The sequence below is a fragment of the Paenibacillus sp. BAC0078 genome (genome assembly GCF_054483875.1).
In genome coordinates, this window is sequence record NZ_JBTLRW010000014.1 from 140,544 (window position 1) to 157,936 (window position 17,393).

General features: G+C 48.6%; 14 protein-coding genes, 2 tRNA genes and 1 pseudogene. 7 read left to right on the plus strand and 10 right to left on the minus strand.

The window, feature by feature from the left end:
* Positions 1 to 105 precede the first annotated feature (105 nt).
* A complete protein-coding gene (locus ACX1DY_RS22770; RefSeq protein WP_458966481.1) occupies positions 106 to 1,017 on the plus strand; it encodes a helix-turn-helix transcriptional regulator in 912 nt (303 codons plus the stop codon).
* 70 nt (positions 1,018 to 1,087) lie between these two features.
* Here ACX1DY_RS22770 and ACX1DY_RS22775 read toward each other — a convergent pair whose 3' ends face one another.
* The 5 genes from ACX1DY_RS22775 to ACX1DY_RS22795 all read right to left on the minus strand — a co-directional run bounded on the left by ACX1DY_RS22775 (position 1,088) and on the right by ACX1DY_RS22795 (position 6,425).
* A complete protein-coding gene (locus ACX1DY_RS22775) occupies positions 1,088 to 2,209 on the minus strand; it encodes an HD-GYP domain-containing protein (RefSeq protein WP_458966482.1) in 1,122 nt (373 codons plus the stop codon).
* Positions 2,210 to 2,272: 63 nt separating this feature from the next.
* Positions 2,273 to 3,481, minus strand: coding sequence for an L-serine ammonia-lyase, iron-sulfur-dependent, subunit alpha (locus ACX1DY_RS22780; RefSeq protein WP_458966483.1), 1,209 nt, complete (start codon positions 3,479 to 3,481; stop codon positions 2,273 to 2,275).
* Between the two features lie 25 nt (positions 3,482 to 3,506).
* Positions 3,507 to 4,268, minus strand: a complete 762-nt coding sequence (locus ACX1DY_RS22785; RefSeq protein ID WP_458966484.1) for an enoyl-CoA hydratase/isomerase family protein — start codon at positions 4,266 to 4,268, stop codon at positions 3,507 to 3,509.
* A 61-nt stretch (positions 4,269 to 4,329) separates the two neighbouring features.
* Positions 4,330 to 5,169: an enoyl-CoA hydratase/isomerase family protein gene (locus tag ACX1DY_RS22790; RefSeq protein ID WP_458966485.1), complete on the minus strand. Its 840-nt coding sequence runs from the start codon at positions 5,167 to 5,169 to the stop codon at positions 4,330 to 4,332.
* A gap of 29 nt (positions 5,170 to 5,198) precedes the next feature.
* A complete protein-coding gene (locus tag ACX1DY_RS22795; protein ID WP_458966486.1) occupies positions 5,199 to 6,425 on the minus strand; it encodes a M20 metallopeptidase family protein in 1,227 nt (408 codons plus the stop codon).
* A gap of 222 nt (positions 6,426 to 6,647) precedes the next feature.
* Here ACX1DY_RS22795 and ACX1DY_RS22800 point away from each other — a divergent pair, with 222 nt between their 5' ends.
* The gene (locus ACX1DY_RS22800; RefSeq protein WP_458966487.1) at positions 6,648 to 7,961 is read left to right on the plus strand and encodes a transcriptional regulator; all 1,314 of its coding nucleotides are present in this window, start codon (positions 6,648 to 6,650) and stop codon (positions 7,959 to 7,961) included.
* Positions 7,962 to 8,052: 91 nt separating this feature from the next.
* Here ACX1DY_RS22800 and ACX1DY_RS22805 read toward each other — a convergent pair whose 3' ends face one another.
* The 3 genes from ACX1DY_RS22805 to ACX1DY_RS22815 form a co-directional block, all read right to left on the minus strand.
* On the minus strand, positions 8,053 to 8,268 hold the full coding sequence (locus tag ACX1DY_RS22805) for a LysR family transcriptional regulator substrate-binding protein (RefSeq protein ID WP_458966488.1): 216 nt from the start codon (positions 8,266 to 8,268) through the stop codon (positions 8,053 to 8,055).
* 221 nt (positions 8,269 to 8,489) lie between these two features.
* Positions 8,490 to 8,576: transfer RNA gene (locus ACX1DY_RS22810), tRNA-Leu, on the minus strand.
* Between the two features lie 196 nt (positions 8,577 to 8,772).
* Positions 8,773 to 9,420 (minus strand): response regulator, encoded by a 648-nt coding sequence (locus ACX1DY_RS22815; RefSeq protein ID WP_458966498.1) that lies wholly within the window; start codon positions 9,418 to 9,420, stop codon positions 8,773 to 8,775.
* 111 nt (positions 9,421 to 9,531) lie between these two features.
* Between ACX1DY_RS22815 and ACX1DY_RS22820 the strand changes: the two genes are divergently transcribed.
* The 4 genes from ACX1DY_RS22820 (at position 9,532) to ACX1DY_RS22835 (ending at position 14,590) form a co-directional block, all read left to right on the plus strand.
* Positions 9,532 to 9,720 (plus strand): mersacidin family lantibiotic, encoded by a 189-nt coding sequence (locus ACX1DY_RS22820; protein ID WP_458966489.1) that lies wholly within the window; start codon positions 9,532 to 9,534, stop codon positions 9,718 to 9,720.
* A 48-nt stretch (positions 9,721 to 9,768) separates the two neighbouring features.
* Positions 9,769 to 10,005, plus strand: a complete 237-nt coding sequence (locus ACX1DY_RS22825) for a mersacidin family lantibiotic (protein ID WP_458966490.1) — start codon at positions 9,769 to 9,771, stop codon at positions 10,003 to 10,005.
* Between the two features lie 136 nt (positions 10,006 to 10,141).
* Positions 10,142 to 11,242, plus strand: coding sequence for a site-2 protease family protein (locus ACX1DY_RS22830; RefSeq protein ID WP_458966491.1), 1,101 nt, complete (start codon positions 10,142 to 10,144; stop codon positions 11,240 to 11,242).
* A 93-nt stretch (positions 11,243 to 11,335) separates the two neighbouring features.
* Complete coding sequence (locus ACX1DY_RS22835) at positions 11,336 to 14,590, plus strand: type 2 lanthipeptide synthetase LanM family protein (protein ID WP_458966492.1); 3,255 nt, start codon at positions 11,336 to 11,338, stop codon at positions 14,588 to 14,590.
* Between the two features lie 165 nt (positions 14,591 to 14,755).
* Here ACX1DY_RS22835 and ACX1DY_RS22840 read toward each other — a convergent pair.
* Positions 14,756 to 14,839 (minus strand) — tRNA-Leu (locus ACX1DY_RS22840).
* Between the two features lie 216 nt (positions 14,840 to 15,055).
* Here ACX1DY_RS22840 and ACX1DY_RS22845 point away from each other — a divergent pair.
* The gene (locus ACX1DY_RS22845; RefSeq protein WP_458966493.1) at positions 15,056 to 16,843 is read left to right on the plus strand and encodes a helix-turn-helix domain-containing protein; all 1,788 of its coding nucleotides are present in this window, start codon (positions 15,056 to 15,058) and stop codon (positions 16,841 to 16,843) included.
* 125 nt (positions 16,844 to 16,968) lie between these two features.
* Here the strand turns inward: ACX1DY_RS22845 and ACX1DY_RS22850 are convergent.
* Positions 16,969 to 17,238: pseudogene (locus tag ACX1DY_RS22850) on the minus strand (AraC family transcriptional regulator); the annotation flags it as partial.
* Between the last annotated feature and the right edge of the window lie 155 nt (positions 17,239 to 17,393).

Here is a 17,393-nt window from a genome sequence, read left to right on the forward strand (position 1 = left end):
AACTACGTTATATTTGCTGTATTGACCCCCATACATTGCAAATATTGCTTTTCTGGACGTATGACGTATAATGAGGTGGATATTACAGACCAGGGCGGTGAGCATATGCTTGAAAGCGATTTATTGTATGAGCAAGGATATAGCGTAAGCATCAACACTCCGGCTGATTCCCTTTTTTATTATTTTGATTATGACGAGCGGTCTCACAATATCAATATGGAGTTTCAGCATTTCCATGATTTTTACGAGATTCATATTTTACTCGATTCCAGAGCGACCCATATCATCGAAGGAAATGTGCATGCCCTTAAGCAATATGATATTGTTCTGCTTCGCCCCTATCGGCTGCACAAGACACAATATCCGGTAGGCCCGCCACATAAGCGGCTGATCATCAACTTTGCTATACCCAAAAATATGCCTGGTTTCGAAACCGCTTACAATAATATGTTTCTCCCCTTTGGGGAGGAAGTACCGATCTACCGTCTAAACAACGAGACGCGCAGAGCTGTATTTGAGCCTCTTAACAAGATCTTCACCCTGTCACACGGCGCTTCCCCTCTGAATCCTGTACTGATTCACAGCCTGTTTCAGCAATTTCTGTGCGCGCTGTACCAGCAGCGGGACAAGAATTGCTATGTTCTCGAAGAAATCGGCAATTCAATGATGCAAAAAATATATTCGATCACCGCATACATTCACAGCCATTACAGCGGTGAGTTATCCCTTGATTCCATCTCCAGGGATTTTTATATCAGCCCTTATTATTTATCGCACCAATTTAAAGCGGTTACCGGTTTTACGCTGACCGAGTATATCCAAATGACCCGTGTCCGCAATGCCCAGCAGCTATTGATTTACAGTCAGATTAAGATTTCCGTGATCGCCGAGCAGTGCGGCTTCAACAGCTTCTCACAGTTCAACCGCGTCTTCAATAAGCTTAGCGGCATGTCCCCATCCGAGTTCCGCAAGCAGATGGCCTCGTCGGGCTCCGCTTCAGCTCTGCTGTCTTATTGAGTTAGAACTATGAAAAAGCCCGCAGTGGATGCGGGCTCTTGACTGTCCGATAAGATTCTGACCGGTATGATTACAAGCCGAAGTAATCCGTAGTGAAGCATAGCAGCAAGAACAACGCCATTGCGCCTCCGGCCAGATAGGCCCTTGTTCGGCTTGCAGCCTTAGCCTGGGGATCTGCCGCCCTGCTTCGCCCGGCCCGTGCCAGCACTAAGCGGAAATAGAGGAGAGCTCCGGCTGCGATAAGGACTGCTTCAAATACGGCGCTAAAGGCCGGCAGCTCCCACAGACTGAAGCCAAGCAGCGGCAGGCCGCCAAGGTTGCCTAGCAGGATCGGCATATCGCTGCGGTGGACAATCAGATCGAGAAGCCAGTGGCTGAAGGAGAGAGCGCCAATAGCTACAATCCGCGCCTCAAGAGGAATCTCTTCCCCTTTCAATCCATAAGGATAGCCGGAGCCATCCCACTTTTCATGGTGTGACTGCGCGATGATTCTGGCTAGTTTCAGGAGTTTAAATGAACCGCCCTCCAGTATGCTGGAACCAATAGACGTATGTGACTTCATTCGCTCAAATTCATGGGGATCGAATCGTCCGGGCTTCAGCAAGATGTCATCAGGGATGCCGATTTTACCGATATCATGCAAGGGGGCCGCCATACGAATCATGCCGACTTCCAGTTCGGACAGGCCTATCCGCTCTGCAATCAATCCAGATAACTCGCCTACCCGCTGTGTATGCTGACCCGTCATATCATCGCGATATTCCGCCGCGCGCCCGAGAAGCTGCAGAACTTCTATTTGTGCTTGTTCAAGGTCTTTCGTCAGTTCCCGCACCTTTTCTTCGAGCAGATTATTATGTTGCTGCAGCTGATTGTGAAGGAACCGGGTTCGGATCAAATTGGTAATACGAAGTACCACTTCCGTTAGATCATAAGGCTTGGTCAAAAAATCATTAACTCCTGCCTGCAAACCTTGCTGTCTGGCCTCTGTGGTCAAATCTGCCGTCAGCATTAACACCGGCAAGTACTGGTCAGGCCCTGACTTCTCCCGAATCATTTTCAAAGTCGTAAGCCCATCCATACCAGGCATGTGCAGGTCGAGCAGAATAATATCCGGATCAACTTCGGTGAGCAGGCGTTCAACCTGAAGCGAATCCATTGTGCTATAGACATTCTTGAAGCCAACCGGCAGCAAGGGACGTTCTTCGTCTCATTACACAAGTATGGAATTAATGCCCCATCATCATGGCAGTATTATTTAATTGTCCATTTTGTAGAGCTTAGCAAGCCCGCCTTCTGCAGTTTCACGGTAACGGCTACTCATGTCCAAGCCTGTTTCATACATGGTCTGTACAACCAGATCAAAGGATATCTTACGGGTATTTGACAAGAAAGTTGCCAGGCTCAGCGCATTGATTGCCCGCATGGCACCCACGGCGTTCCGCTCGATGCAAGGGATCTGAACCAGTCCGTTAATAGGATCACAGGTCAACCCCAAATGGTGCTCCAAGGCAACCTCCGCTGCATACTCAATCTGATCGATCCCCATATCTGACATGTCTGCCAGTGCAGCCGAGGCCATAGAGCAAGCAGTGCCAACCTCCCCCTGGCAGCCGCATTGAGCACCGCTGATGGAGGCATTCTGCTTGACCAGGTTGCCAATGAGCCCGCCTACGGCCATAGCCCGGAGGACCTTTTCGTCCGAGACCTGCTTCTTTTGCTGCATATACAGGAGTGCGGCCGGCATGACACCGCTGGCTCCACAGGTCGGGGCTGTTACGATTGCACCGGCGGCGGCATTTTGTTCGCTGACGGCGAAAGCATATGCGCTGACGATCCTGTTCTCCCGCGATTCCGGGCTCTCATCAATATGCCGCTGATTATACAGAAATTGCGCCTTGCGTTCGACCTGTAGGCCGCCTTCTAGAATACCGGTGACTGAAAGCCCTTCATTGACCGAGCGCTTCATCGCTTCCCAAATTCCTTGGAGGAAATCCCATATCTGTTTGCCTTCACACTGCTCGACGTAATCGCTCAGGCGGATATGATTCACTTTACAAATTTTACTAATTTCTGCAAAGCTGTTCTCTGGGTAGACATCGGGTGCCAGCATCTCCTCCCGTCCCTCAATAACGATGTCCCCGCCGCCGATACTTAAAGCACGCATGGATGTGGTTTGCCGCCCGTTTTTATAAGCGATAAAATCAACGGTATTGGGATGCGGCAGAGTAAAATCTGCGTGTGGAACAAATTCAATCTCCGTTGGAACGGGTGACAGTGCTCTAATAATGGCCTTGTCCGTCATATGGCCTTTGCCTGTTTTGGCAAGGGAACCATAAATCAATGCCTTGAATCGTTCGGCATCCTCATTTTCTGATTTGAAGATTCTGGCGGCTTTCTCCGGCCCCATGGTATGGGAGCTGGACGGTCCACTGCCGACCTTATAGAGCTCTGTCAAAGATTTCATAGCACCCTTACACCCTTTCTGGCTATCATTCATTCCTCTGAAAACGTTCCTTGATGTTCATCAGCCTCTCATGAATACCCTCTTCATCAATGGCCATGTCATACAATTGGTGAGTAAGCTGGAGACCCTGATCATGGGCAAGGGCTTTTTTCCACGGGTGCGACACAATCGAATGAGTAAGATGTCTTACAGAGCGAGGTGCCTGCATGATCATCTCTGCCAGCTCCCACGCGCGTGGAAGAAGCTTTTCACGAGGCAGCACCTCACTGACCAGACCGAGGTCTAATGCCGCTTGAGCATTAATGTTCATCCCCGTGTATGCGTGAAATGCCGCTTTCTTGGTTCCCAGTATTTGTTGAAGTGCTAAGACGATTCCGTCTCCGGGCGGTACACCGCCCAGATAATGAGCATCGAAAAACGCTGTGTCTTCAGCACATATGGTAATATCACAAAGCGTTCCCAGTTGCCAGTGTGATCCTGTGCCATTGATCGTCCCAATGGTGGGGATGTCGATGCAACAGATCATATTTTCAATCATTATGATCGATTCATGATAGAAATCCAATTTCCGGCTATCCGGCCAATCCATGAATTTGGTTGTCCAGACTTCAGGATTGCCTATTTGCCACAAATCTCCTGTCCCTGTAAGGATCATCACCTCATTCTCAGGATCACGGCCAATATCTGACCATACATGACCATATGCTGTTTGGACCGGCCAGTCGAATTGTAACGGTCCCCCGTGAGTGTGCATACGCACTTCGAGTATGCCGTCACGGCGGGTCATGAAGAATAAGTCCTTGTACTTCTCCGAGTATTCTTCGAATCGTGTAGGTCCCGCCATATCTCTATTGAGCATCTTTGCCCATTAGGCGTCCTTGCATTTTCTTCAGCCGCTCCAGAGCTCCTTCTTCATCAATGGCCATGTCGTACATTTGGTGGGCAAGCTGGAACCCTTGATCACTGACCAGGGCTTGTTTCCATGGACGGGATATAATGGAATGGGACAGATGTCTCGTTGAACGCGGTGCCTGCATAATCATCTCCGCAAGCTCCCATGCGCGGGGAAGAAGCTTTTCGCGGGGCAGGACTTCACTAACGATGCCCAAGTCCAATGCGGTTTGACCATTGATATTCTTGCCGGTGTATGCGTAGTATGCTGCTTTCTTGAAACCGATCATGTTCTGCAGCGTAAGTAACATTCCATCTCCGGGAGGCGTGCCTCCCAGATAATGCGGATCAAAAAAGTCCGCGTCTTCTGTACAAATGGTAATATCACAGAGCGTTGCGAGTTCACAGTGCGTTCCCGGCCCGTTGACCGCCCCGATGGTCGGGATATCAATGCAGAAGATCAAATTCTCAAGCAGTCTCAGCGATTCATGATACTGTTCGAGCTTCTTTTGCTTCGGCCAGTCCATAAATTTCGTATTCCAGACCTCAGGGTCCCCAATAACCCATTTATCCCCTGTTCCCGAAATAATCATGACTTCGTTCTCAGGGTCGCGGCCAATATCTGACCAGGCATGGGACCATGCGGTATGGGCTTCCCAGGAATGCTTGTACGGCCCTCCGTTGGTGTGCAGCCGCACTTCAATGATTCCGTCACGGCGGGTCATTAACAGGAATTCCTTGTATTTCTCCGAGTACTCTTCAAATTTTGTGGGTCCAATCATACGTCTCTCTGTCATTTTAATTCCTCCTAAGTTTTGTTTAGAACTTATTTATTACTTTCAAGCCAATCTCTGGCGAAAGCAGCGTAAGCCGCAGCCCCTCTATGAAGCACCTCATCCGAGAACATCGTCTTTGGATGGTGTACAGGGTAACTATAACCTTCTTCAACATTGCCTGCGTTAAGAAACACTGTGGTACTTGGCACCGCCTGTGATACAAATGCGAAGTCTTCCGATCCCATTAATTTACCACCTGGTACCAGTTGGGTTATACCGATATAGGAACCGGCGCCAAAGGTATTTGCAATCGTAGTTCTCATTTGTTGGTTAAGCTCGCTGTCCGTTTTCACCTCAGGACAACCCCTCGTATAGATCACATCCATCTTTGCCTGAAAAGTTTCTCCAATACCTGCAGAAATGTCGCGGATTCGGGTTTCGATTGTATCTCGCAATGTGGCGTTAAATGTGCGTACACTGCCTTTCAATCTGGCCGTATCGGGAATTACGTTGTTTGTACTTCCGCCTTCCATCACGCCAATGGTAAGAACTGCATTATCAATTGGCGAAATTTCACGGCTAAGGATACCCTGTAGTGCCAGATGAAGATGAGCAGCCGCATTTAAGGGGTCCACTGCTGCCTCAGGCATCGCACCATGTGCGCCCCTTCCGCGGATGATGATTTCGAACCAATCAGAGGAAGCTGAAATTGCTCCACCAGCCTCAGGCACTACAAATTGCCCGATAGGAATTGGCATTCCGGTCAACACATGAAGCATCATGGCTGCATCCACCTTAGGATTGTCGAGAATCCCATTCTCCAGCATCATCTTTGCCCCGTGCAGAGTCTCTTCACCCGGCTGAAACATAAGCTTAACCGTCCCGCGAAGCTGCCCTTCATTGGCCTTCAGAATCTCCGCAGCTCCGAGCAGCATGGAAGTATGCATGTCATGCCCACAGGCGTGCATGTTTCCATTCAACGACGCAAAAGAAAGATTCGTTTCTTCTTGAATGGGCAGCCCATCCATATCCGCACGAATAAGAATCACCTTCCCGGCATGTTGTCCGCCGATCGTAACCATTAGACCTGATTCTCCTATGGGAGTGGGCTTAAGACCCATCGACTCCAACACCTCTTTTACGTAGGCAGTTGTCCTGGGCAAACTTAAATCAAGTTCCGGAATCGCATGAAGATGATGCCTGTACATGACCAATTTTTCCTGCAGCTGATGGGCCATACTCAAAAAGTCTCCAGCTTCTTCAATCACAATGAACATCTCCCAAAACACAAATTGAATGAACGTAAGAACAGAGTAAACATCCCCCTTCTTATTTTAAGACTTTTTAAGAACAAATTTATCGTATCTATAAATTTATTAGATGTCAAGAGAAAATAAGACATTTTAAGAACATTATTTCAGAGGCTCCCGGAACATTGAATTATCACATTTATTGTGATATAACTCTTTTGATTGAACTGTTTATGAAAGGAATCTACCATGAAAATCAAGCTGGGTATTATCACGCCTGAGACCCATATGGACTATTTCCGCGCGATTGAAGAAGAAATGCGGCCCTTATGTCAGTTCCGGTTTCTTACAATCAGCAATTTCCGGGAAACAACTGACATCTATCTCAAAAACTTAGATTCGGTGGATGGATTTGTGATCAGTGGCAGGATGCTTTACGAGTCAATCGATAAGGAATGCCTGGATGATAAAGTCCCTATTCACATTTTGCAGGATGATGAAAACCTGCTGTACAGGGAACTTTTCCGGCTGCTGGTTACAGAACCTGGACTTGATATATCCCGGATCTATGTGGATTATGCATATATCATCAAGTCTTTCAGCGAATTCCAGCAATACCTGACTCATGAGGGAAAGCCCATTGACAGCGGAGATCTGCTGGAGCGGGTGGAAACAATGCTGGAGAACCATATCACTCTGTGGGAAGACAAGAAAATAGATCTGTCCATCACAGCGTTCGGCCACTTTGTTCCAGAACTCCAAAAGCACGGAGTAAAATATATCTTAATCCGGCCCACTTTGGAGAACGTTAAAGAGACCATCAGCGAGATCATCAACAAAATTACCATCCTTAAGCTTAAGAACCAGAGGGCAGTTGTCGCATGTTTATCGGCCAAATCGGCGGAGCCGCCATCTGTTGAGGAGCTTCATGAGCTGAAGGTCCTTGTCGGCAGGTTTCTGCGCAGTGTGAATCTGGCAGACACGGCCCAAATTTCGGAAGGCTTTGTCAGACTATACACCACCTATGGAAATTTCATGAAAATCACCTCTAACGCGCATAACTGCACCCTGCTGGAGTATCTGGAAGGATGCATAAGCGACAAGGTGAAAATCGGGTGGGGCTCGGGGCATGAATATTTCCAAGCTAACGTAAACGCTACCAAAGCTCACAGACAGGCGGAAGCCTTTACGGGCAGCTGCAGCTTTTTTATAAACGAGGATCAGAAGGTTATCGGCCCAATGCGGAGCATGAATGTCATACAGTTCTCTGAACAGGGGGACCCGGAAATCATCGCGTTAGCCAAAACTATCGGAATAAACAACATCAACTTGCAAAAAATCATGTCCTATGCAGAAATCATGAGAACAAATAAATTATCCTCTGAGGATGTTGCTGAGTGCCTGTCCATGACCGTCAGAGGTGCAAACCGTATCCTTAACAAAATTGAAGAAAGTAAATACGTACAAACGGTATTTGAAAAACGAGACAATAGTAAGGGGCGACCCAAAAAATACTACGAACTGTTGTTTCTCGACAAAGAAGGGCGCAAATTAATCAGATGACACGCATTATTACATTTGCCATTTCGACTTTAAATTAATGGCAAAAAAGGCACATTTTCAAAACTGAAAACGTGCCTTTTTTGCGCTTGATTCACCAAGTCAAATCACTTCCTGGCCGGACGACCAGCTCCGGGAGGATGCTGATGCCCAGGCCTTTCTCCACCATAGCTACGATCGCATAATTATCCCCGGCGGAGAACTTGATGTTCGGCTTAATCCCGGCCTTCTCCAGTACCCGCTGTACATCATAGTCCGAGCCGGGCTTCAGAATGATGAAGTCCTCGTAGGCTATCTGGGCCAGTGGCATATACGGGGCTTACTCAGCAGATGGTCGGTGGAGTGAATCGCCAGCATCCGGTCCCGCTTTACCTGCTGCTTGAGCTGCTCATTCCATTTCAGAATCTCCCGGATCCCTGTCTTATAGCTTTCTTCAGCTCAAGTAATGAGCAATTCTTTGCAAATTTCGAGTATGCAAAAAGCCCTTGAATCTCCTCGACAGGAAACTCAAGAGCTCGTTCATTTATAAGTTGGTGCGGTCGAGAGGACTCGAACCTCCACGGTATTGCTACCACACGGACCTGAACCGTGCGCGTCTGCCAATTCCGCCACGACCGCAAAACAATTTTGCAACGCAAGAAGTAATATATCATGATTTTCTGGATTGGGCAAGATAAAATTTTTATGTAGCGGATAAATCAGCTGATAGCACGCTGCTTTAAAGATACAAATTATAACGAATCACAATCTGAAAAAGAACCTATTCTCCCCAGTTACTGAGGGGGATAGGTTCTTTCACAACATCGGAGGATTCTCAGAAGCTTTCTGTTCTAATTAATTGCAAACGCTTGGCCTCTACAATCGCCTCTGAACGCGAATGTACATTCAGCTTCTCAAAAACTCTTGTCAGACTGTACTCGACCGTTCTTTGACTCATTAACAATTTGCCTGCAATCTCCTTATTGCTCTTTCCACTGGCTACTTCTTGCAAAATTTCCTGCTCTCTCTGGCTAATTGAAATATCCTCAGGAAGCTGATTTTCCTTGTTTACGGCAACTTTAACTTCGTTTCTGCGCAATTGGCGCAATAACGACATCGGAATAACTGCTTCATCTCTTAGTGCACAGCGGATCGTATTCAGCAGTTGCTCCTTGGAAGCCGCTTTGGATATAAAACCTGTCACACCAGACTCGATCAAAAGATTATAGTGCACGCTTATTTCATATCCGGTATAAATAACTATTCTGGATTCGTTGTTTTTTTGGATAGCTCTCATCGTGAATTCCAGTCCGGTAATGGTCGGCATATTAAGATCGCACAGAATGATGTCAAATTCCTGTTGCTCCATGATTTGAAGAGCTTCCATTGCTGATAATACAAATACAACTTCAATATCTGGCTCCTGCTCCAGCATATTTTTGGTTCCTTCACCAACTGAAGGATGATCATCAACTAGCAAAATATGAACGAACTTCTGGGAAATACTGCAATTTTGCGTAGTGCACAGCTCTTGAAAAGAAAAGTAAGATAGGAAACGTAGAAAGCAAACAACATTGAAAGGAGGTGTAAAAAGATGAATCGTAATATTGCTCTCCTCACACTGAAGATGGAAAATCCAGCCGGTGACGCCTTGGTAGAACTGAGTAATGAAGAGTTGATGCGTGTTCATGGCGGAGCGGATGTTCAGCCTGAGACTACTCCAATCTGCGGATACATTGTGGGTGTAGGTATCGGGGTCATTCTTTCCGTTGCTAAATGCTAATCCTGCTTTGCCAAAAATCAAATTATTATAAATTTGGAGGAATATCAAATGAGAAGAGAAGAAGTATTGGCCGCTTTTAAAAATGTTAACCCTGCCGGTGAAGCCCTGGTTGAGCTTAGCCACTCCGAGTTGTCGCGTGTATACGGGGGGGCTGACGTCCAACCCGAGACAACTCCTATCTGTGCGGTTGCAGCAACTGTTGCCGCCTCCTCCGTAACCTGTGCAGCTGTAGGCGGCGGCATTGTCACAGGTGTAACCATTGTGTTGACTATCAAAAGCTGCTAATTCACAATCAAGCCTAATAAATAAGCATTCCCTCAAGTGTACAGCCGTTAATAGCTGTACACTTTGCTTTTATAGCTGGATAATTTTATGATTTGGATAAACAGATCTATACTGCATACAGAAAGCTGGTGTTTCCATGAAAATGAACAGATTGTTTGCGCCGCTGCCGCTTCTTCTTACTGTAAGCCTGCTGTGTATTCTGACAGCTATACTGTTCCCTCCCGCTGGCAAAGCGATTTATTATGCGGCCATTATCTTCTCCGCTATCCTGCTATCCATTCTCACCCATGAATCAGGCCATTTGCTCACTGGCATCGTCTATGGATTGAAGCCGCAGGAAATGATTATCGGACCGTTTCACCTGATCTTCAACGGGCGTTTCCCCCGGCTGACCCAGAACCATAACTGGCTGAGCTTTGGTGGAACGATGCGCTTTGCCGCAAGCTCTGAAGATCTGAAAGACATGGCGTTCAAATGGTCAAGGATGTCTCTTGGCGGCCCTGCCGCCAGCCTGCTTCTTAGCTTGCTGATTCTGATCCTTGGCCAACCTTTACATATATGGACTGAGTGGCTGTTCTGGATCAGCCTAGCTATCGGCACTGCCACCCTTATTCCTTTCAGCAATGGGGCAAGCCATTCTGACGGCAAGCTGTTCAGCATCTTGATCAAGAAATCGGCACGAGCCGATCTGTTGATGGCAAGCGTTATTCTCCAGAAGGATTATCTTTCAGAGCGTCCTCCAGGCAACTGGAATACCCGGGTCATCGCTGCAGCCGCCCGGCTTCTGGACAGCTTACCTGAAAGGACCGACTGGCAGTTGGTGGAAGAGTCTGAGCTACGGCTGTTTCTCTATTATTACTTTGCCGACAAGCAGCAACTGGATAAGGCACTGGCATACATCCGGCCTATTGCTTTGTCTGCGCATCCATCCGGTCAAGTACCGGCCACCCGCCATATGATTGACAGTTTCTACGCAGGCTACCTCCTCTTGCACCAGCCATTCGGAGACACTTCCCGTTCGGAAGCAGAGAGCTTGATCAATTCATTATCCAAGCAGGAACCTTACAGCTACCACAAGGCCTGGGCAGCCATGCTGGCTACACAGGGAAAGCAGGCAGAAGCTGCAGAACATTTGTCCCAGGCCAGGTTGCTGCTGGACCGTTGGTTCAGACCTTTCGGCACCTACCGGTTTGAACAAAGCGTATTAGCGCAAATTGAAAACCGCCTGCAACTGTAATCCCATGTTCCCAAAAAGCGCCTTTTTGCGAAGTACCGACTGAACACTGATACTGCTAACATAAAGGCATTAAGAAGACTGGGAGGAAAAAAGATGCCATCAGTAATCACCAAATCCAGCTCGCCTGAGCTTAACAGCCGGAATGCTGCATCGCTTTTTTTAAAGGAACGCGAGCCTCTTCTTGGATTACAATTCAAATCTCCACCCCCAATTGAAGGGCTAAGTGTCAATTCTGTCATTGAGCAGTGGAAAAACGATTCTCTCCTGCTGGATGACAAGCAGTTCCAGAACAGAGTGGCTGCGGATCATTGGACAGAAGAAACCTTCGGTGAACTCCTTATGGCAAAGATTGATCCGAAGAAGCTTCCGGTTGCTCTGCCTGATACTTGCACTGATTGGGTCGGAGTTTCGGAATTGGAAGAGGCACTAGAGCTGAACCGTTCAATCCCGCTGCAAGGCCCGGCTACGCTGAAGCTTATCTCGGCATTCCGTCCGTTTCTGCTCTGGGCTGCGAAGAAATGGGATCAATCCGTTGCGGGGATGGAGGATATCGAGAGGTTCGTGAACACGGATGCTGTTCGTGAAAAGCTGCTCAATGAGCTGGCCGAATGTCTTCTGCAGAGCGGAGCGCGGACTCTGGTGCTTGAACTGCATGTGGCCAAAAAGCTTGAGGAGCTGGAGGGAGATACACCCGAGGAACGTTTTCAAAGCTTTGTTGCAAAGAAATTATGCCGGACTGCCGACTTGGAATTTATTTATGGCGAATATCCGATGCTTGCCCGCATGCTCATGATCCGGACCCGATTCATTGTTGATGCTGTGCTTGAAGCGATAGTCCGCTTTAAGGCTGACCATGCTGAAATCCTGGATACTTTGGCACTTTCAGCAAGCAGCGGTAGACTTCTATCGTTCTCAGCCGGGATGGGTGATGCCCATCAGCAGGGACGTTCCGTCATGCGGCTTCGTCTGGAATCGGGCGAGGAACTGATGTATAAACCGAAACCGCTGGGAGCCTCCTTCCACTTTAGCAAACTGCTCGAATGGATGAATACGCAGGGGTTCTCTCCCGCTTTTCAGCCGCTTCTCGTGCTGGATAAAGGCGCTTACGGATGGGAGGAGTGCATCGCTGTCAAGAGCTGTAGCTCCATATCCGAGGTGACCCGCTTCTATCAACGCCTGGGAGGATTATTAGCTATTTTGTATAGTACCCACGGCACCGATTTCCATATGGAGAATGTAATTGCCCGGGGAGAGCACCCTGTCCCTATCGATTTGGAGACCTTATTCCATAACGCTCCCGCACTGAATTTCCCCGATACGGCTGATGTCGAAGCCAAGAAAAAAGTAGTCGATTCCGTTATCGGCACCGGGCTCCTTCCCTTGCTGCTTTATCAGAATGAAGAAGGCTTTGGCATCGAAATGAGCGGTATGGGGGGAGACGGCGGACAACTTCTGCCCTTCCCCATCCTGCAGGTTGAGAATGATGATACGGATGAGATGCGGTTCGTTCGTAAAGCGAAAAAATCTGGTTCTTCCAGCAACAGGCCAAAATTAGGCAACCAGAATACTCTTGCAAGTGACTTTGTGGATGATATTGTACTTGGCTTCCGGCAAGCCTGTTCAATTATGCGTCAGAATCTGCCGCAAGTGCTAAATGAGACAGATGGTCCGCTGGCAGCGTTCAAGAATGATACCATCCGCATTATTCTTAGGCCTACGCAATTTTACGCCAACTTCCTTATGGAATCTCATCATCCCAACTATACCAAGGACGCTATGGATAGAGAAAAACTGCTGGACCGACTCTGGTATACCGTTCTGGATACACGTGCAATCTCTTCTGAACAGGAAGATTTGCTCTTCGGAGACATTCCCTATTTCACATCAACGCCTACTTCCCGCGATCTGTTTGACAGCCGCGGCACGCGAATTCCAGATTTCTTTCCAACGACCAGCTTTGAACGGGTCATTCAGCGTATCATGGCTTTGGACGAGACAGAACAAGAACGACAGGCTGGCTGGATTATTTCCTCTATCCTTGGATCTGCTGAATGGACTTCCTCCAGACCCCTATGTTGCGGCACATCTTCTTCCCCGATCATCAACTCTGCCGGAGAAGCTGCCATGCACATGGACTCCGATTGTGTGGAGATATATGATAGATACCTTGAGCATGCCGTTGAAATCGGAGAGTATTTGCTGGAACAGGCCATCTTCAGCAAAGGCCGATCAGATGCGACATGGATTGATGTAGGAATGAACTACCGGGGACAATGGCATGTATCGGCAATGAAAGGGGGCTTGTACGATGGTACGGCGGGGCCTGCCCTTTTCCTAGCTTATCTCGCCTCCATAACGGGACGACAGGACTACGCGGAAGTCGCCCGGCTGGCTATGCAGACTTCACTGGCTTCACTCCCCTACCATTCCAATTTCAGCTCAGCCTTCTATGGTCAGGCATCCATTCTCTATACACTGTCACATTTTATGAAGCTTGGTATGGCTGACTCTTCATGGGGGGATCGTCAGAAGATGCTTATTAACCACTTAGGTACGATCACAGCTAATGACCAGTGCTATGATGTACTTGGAGGTTCTGCCGGGGTTATTCTCGTACTGCTTCAAGTCTATAGACGATTTGGAGTCGAGCAGGCGCTTAATGTCGCTGTCGATTATGGAAATCACCTGCTTGCCCACTCGGTTTCTACGGACAGCGGCATCGCCTGGCCTTCCCTCCTGAAGACACAGCAGCCCTTGGGAGGATTTGCACATGGAGCGGCGGGAATCGCTTCAGCTCTCGAACTCATTTGGCAAGAAACCGGAATAGATACATTTCACGAGCATGCGGAAGCTGCACTTTCTTTTGAGCGGTCATTATTCTCTCGGGAACATGGCAACTGGGCAGACCTGCGAAAAGACGGGGCTTCGACCTACCAATCTAAATATTGGTGCCACGGTTCGGCAGGGATCGGCTTGGGAAGGCTGCTCATGCTTGAGTCATCCGGTATAGACAGCCGAGTGCTGCTCAATGAAATAGACACCGCAATTCAAGCCACTTTGAACGGCGGAATTGGGGCAAGCCACTGCCTTTGCCACGGAGATATGGGCAATAGTGAACTACTGCTGCTGTCAGGTACAAAATTAGGACGTCCCGATCAAGTCAAAACAGCACATCTTATAGCAGACCAAATGATCAGCGAAAAGAAACAACAAGGAGTATACCGTACCGGAATTCCCCGCGGGTTAAAGACACCGGGCTTTTTCCTGGGGTACTCGGGAATTGGCTACCAGTTATTGCGGCTGGCCGACCACAACCAGGTCCCATCGGTATTGTCTCTGGAGATTTAAGCTGGAATCGCAAATGATTCTCGGCTCTGCCGTCCTCTGAAAGAGGTGGCGTCCGTTTCTCCAGAAAGATAAGGATAAATTGTAGCGTGAAACATATAAATTCTTATCTTTTAAAAAAGGTTCGCAATTGCCTAAGCAACTGCGAACCTTTTTTTATTAAAATGATGCGGTCGAGAGGACTCGAACCTCCACGGTATTGCTACCACACGGACCTGAACCGTGCGCGTCTGCCAATTCCGCCACGACCGCAAAATAATTTTGCAAAGCAGGAAGTAATATATCACGATTCCGCCGGAAGAGCAAGAGGTTTTCATAAAGAAATCTATTTCAATAACAGAGCCGGCACCGCATACTCAACTCACGGTTGAATATTTAATCTTTTCTCCATCCTACAATCCATGTTCTTTCCTCAAGGCCGAATTATAATAAACTTACGACGTCGAATTAAAAATAGGGAGATGTACAATGATCAACAGCGAACAAGTAGGCAAGCGCATTGCCAGCTTCCGCAAGGCCAAAAAACTGTCCCAGGAGCAGCTAGCCGAACAGTTGAATGTCAGCGCTCAGGCTATATCCAAATGGGAAACCGGCAAAGCCCTGCCCGAAACTGCCAACCTTCCGCAGCTCGCCCGTGTGCTGGGCCATTCCATTGATCATATTTTGCAGCCCCAGGAACTGATTGTACTTCAGGCCATTTATACGGATGGTCAGGTGGAGCATGATGTCACCCATTTCGTGAACCAATTCGTAACTGGCAGTGCACTAAGCTTAACCGTCAGCGAACTAACGTTTCCCCAATCCATCGAGAGCGAACGGCTGAAGCTGCTGCTCGTTAAATACGAGACCCCTTCCGGGATCAGATCATCCTACGCCCTAAGCGGCCAGTTGCTCACCCTTGATATTCATTCTAAAGGTCATGCTTTAAGCAACAGCGGACTCGACATTGTATTTGCCGCCTATGGCAATGAAAGGGCGAACGTCAATGTTTTGAATAAGCTGAAGCATTATGCATTTTTTCAGTGGAAGGAGTTCACTGCGAGTCATGAGCTTTTTCCCAGCCTAATTGACAATAGCGGCAACGATTATCTCCTGCTCCTCTATTTGAATGCAGAAGGTATTCATGCCGTGAGCTGCGCCGAAGGCGAGCAGATTCACTATAGCGCAGACGGGACCCGGCTGTTTCAAAGTGATTCTCCCCTAAAAAAATATATTGTAGAGGGCGTAGACCGCCTGGGCTTCGGCAGGGGAATGGATTGCTCCTGGGCAGGAGCGATGTATTCGTCTCTGGCCGCCAGAGGAATAGATACCACATATGAGCAGATTATGGGAGTGTCGGGGGCGTGCTGGAGAATTGCTTTTACACCTATATGGGATTACAGCTCAGCGGATGCTCTTGTCGCCTACGACTACTCTGCCCCGGCTTGCACCGCCTTTGGGCTTACAGCTAGTTGGGCCGACAGATTACAGCCTGAGGAACGCAAATTGGCGAAACACCACATCATGGACAGTATCCGTAAGCACCAGCTGCCGATAGCTATAAATCTGCGGGTCGCTCCTGAGTGGGGTGTGATCACGGGCTATTTGGATGATGGGCGCACCCTGCTGTGCCGCAGCTACTTTGACGACGAAACCTATAGCGACCTTCAGGACAACTCAGAGTTTCTGGAAGATATGAAGATCAGCAAAGGCTATTTGTATGTGGATCATTGGCCTTACAGGCTTGTTCATTTCAGCAGTCAGGAGAATCAACCGTCAGCACAGGAGAATCTGTATAGTTCGCTCCGCGTAAAAGTAGAATCCATGAATGCGGCAGAGCGCAACGGCTATTGGCTGGGGTACAGAGCGATAGAGGGCTGGAGCGAAAGCTTGCTTGACCACTCATGGTACATGGCCGCAGATGACGAAGCTTTCGCGCGTAGGATGGGAGTGAACCACTTTTGTATGATGGCATTGGCAGATGCCCGTAGAAGCGCCGCCGCATACTTGGCAGAGTCACTACCGCTGCTGAACCACCCGCTGGCCTATCAAGCGCTGTCGGAGCTGACCGAAGTTTATGGACAAATCTCTGCCTTACTTGCAGAATTTTACGGGAGCATGACCGATCCGGCTTCACTCTCAGGTAGCGCTTCTCCTAAGCAGCTATGGACCGTGGAACAGCGGGAACGGCAGGCAGGGCGGTTGCAATTGCTTGCCACCTTGGAGCGTCAAGGGGATGTGCTTGCACAGGTGGTGCTGGAGAGCCGGGAGAATTAACATTGTTTCAGCCTACTACAAGAAAAGCAAGAAAGCTGCCGAGACTTTCCCGACAGCCTTTAGGACACCTTGCGGGGTGTCTTTTCCTTCGAGGCGGTTTTCCCTTCCTCTCTCTCCCCTACCGCCTACCCGAGCTTCTTCACCGGCCGCAGCACGGCATAGCCGTAGCCCTCCGGGAAATGACGCTGGTAATCCTGCTTCGTATCCTCATCCCAGGTGTAGCCCATAGTCTTGGGGTCGTAATTCCAGGCCACTTCTTCGACCGTCCGCATCACTTCGCCATTGTCCTTCAAATAATCAAACGGCGGATGGAAAAAGACCAGATACTCCGATTCCGGGATATCCCTGGCCTCCATTCCCTCAGGAATCTCACCCGCGTAGTCCGCCGCCACGGGGGTGTCTCAAAAGCCATGAAATGGCTGCTTGAGGCACCCCTCGTTTTTGAGTTAGAGATACGTTAGCTCGTGGTGAGGACGCTCCGCGAACGGACCGTTGTTCCAATCGCTGTGCTCTCCAGATTTTTTTCATTCCCCTTAGCGGTGAAAATCCG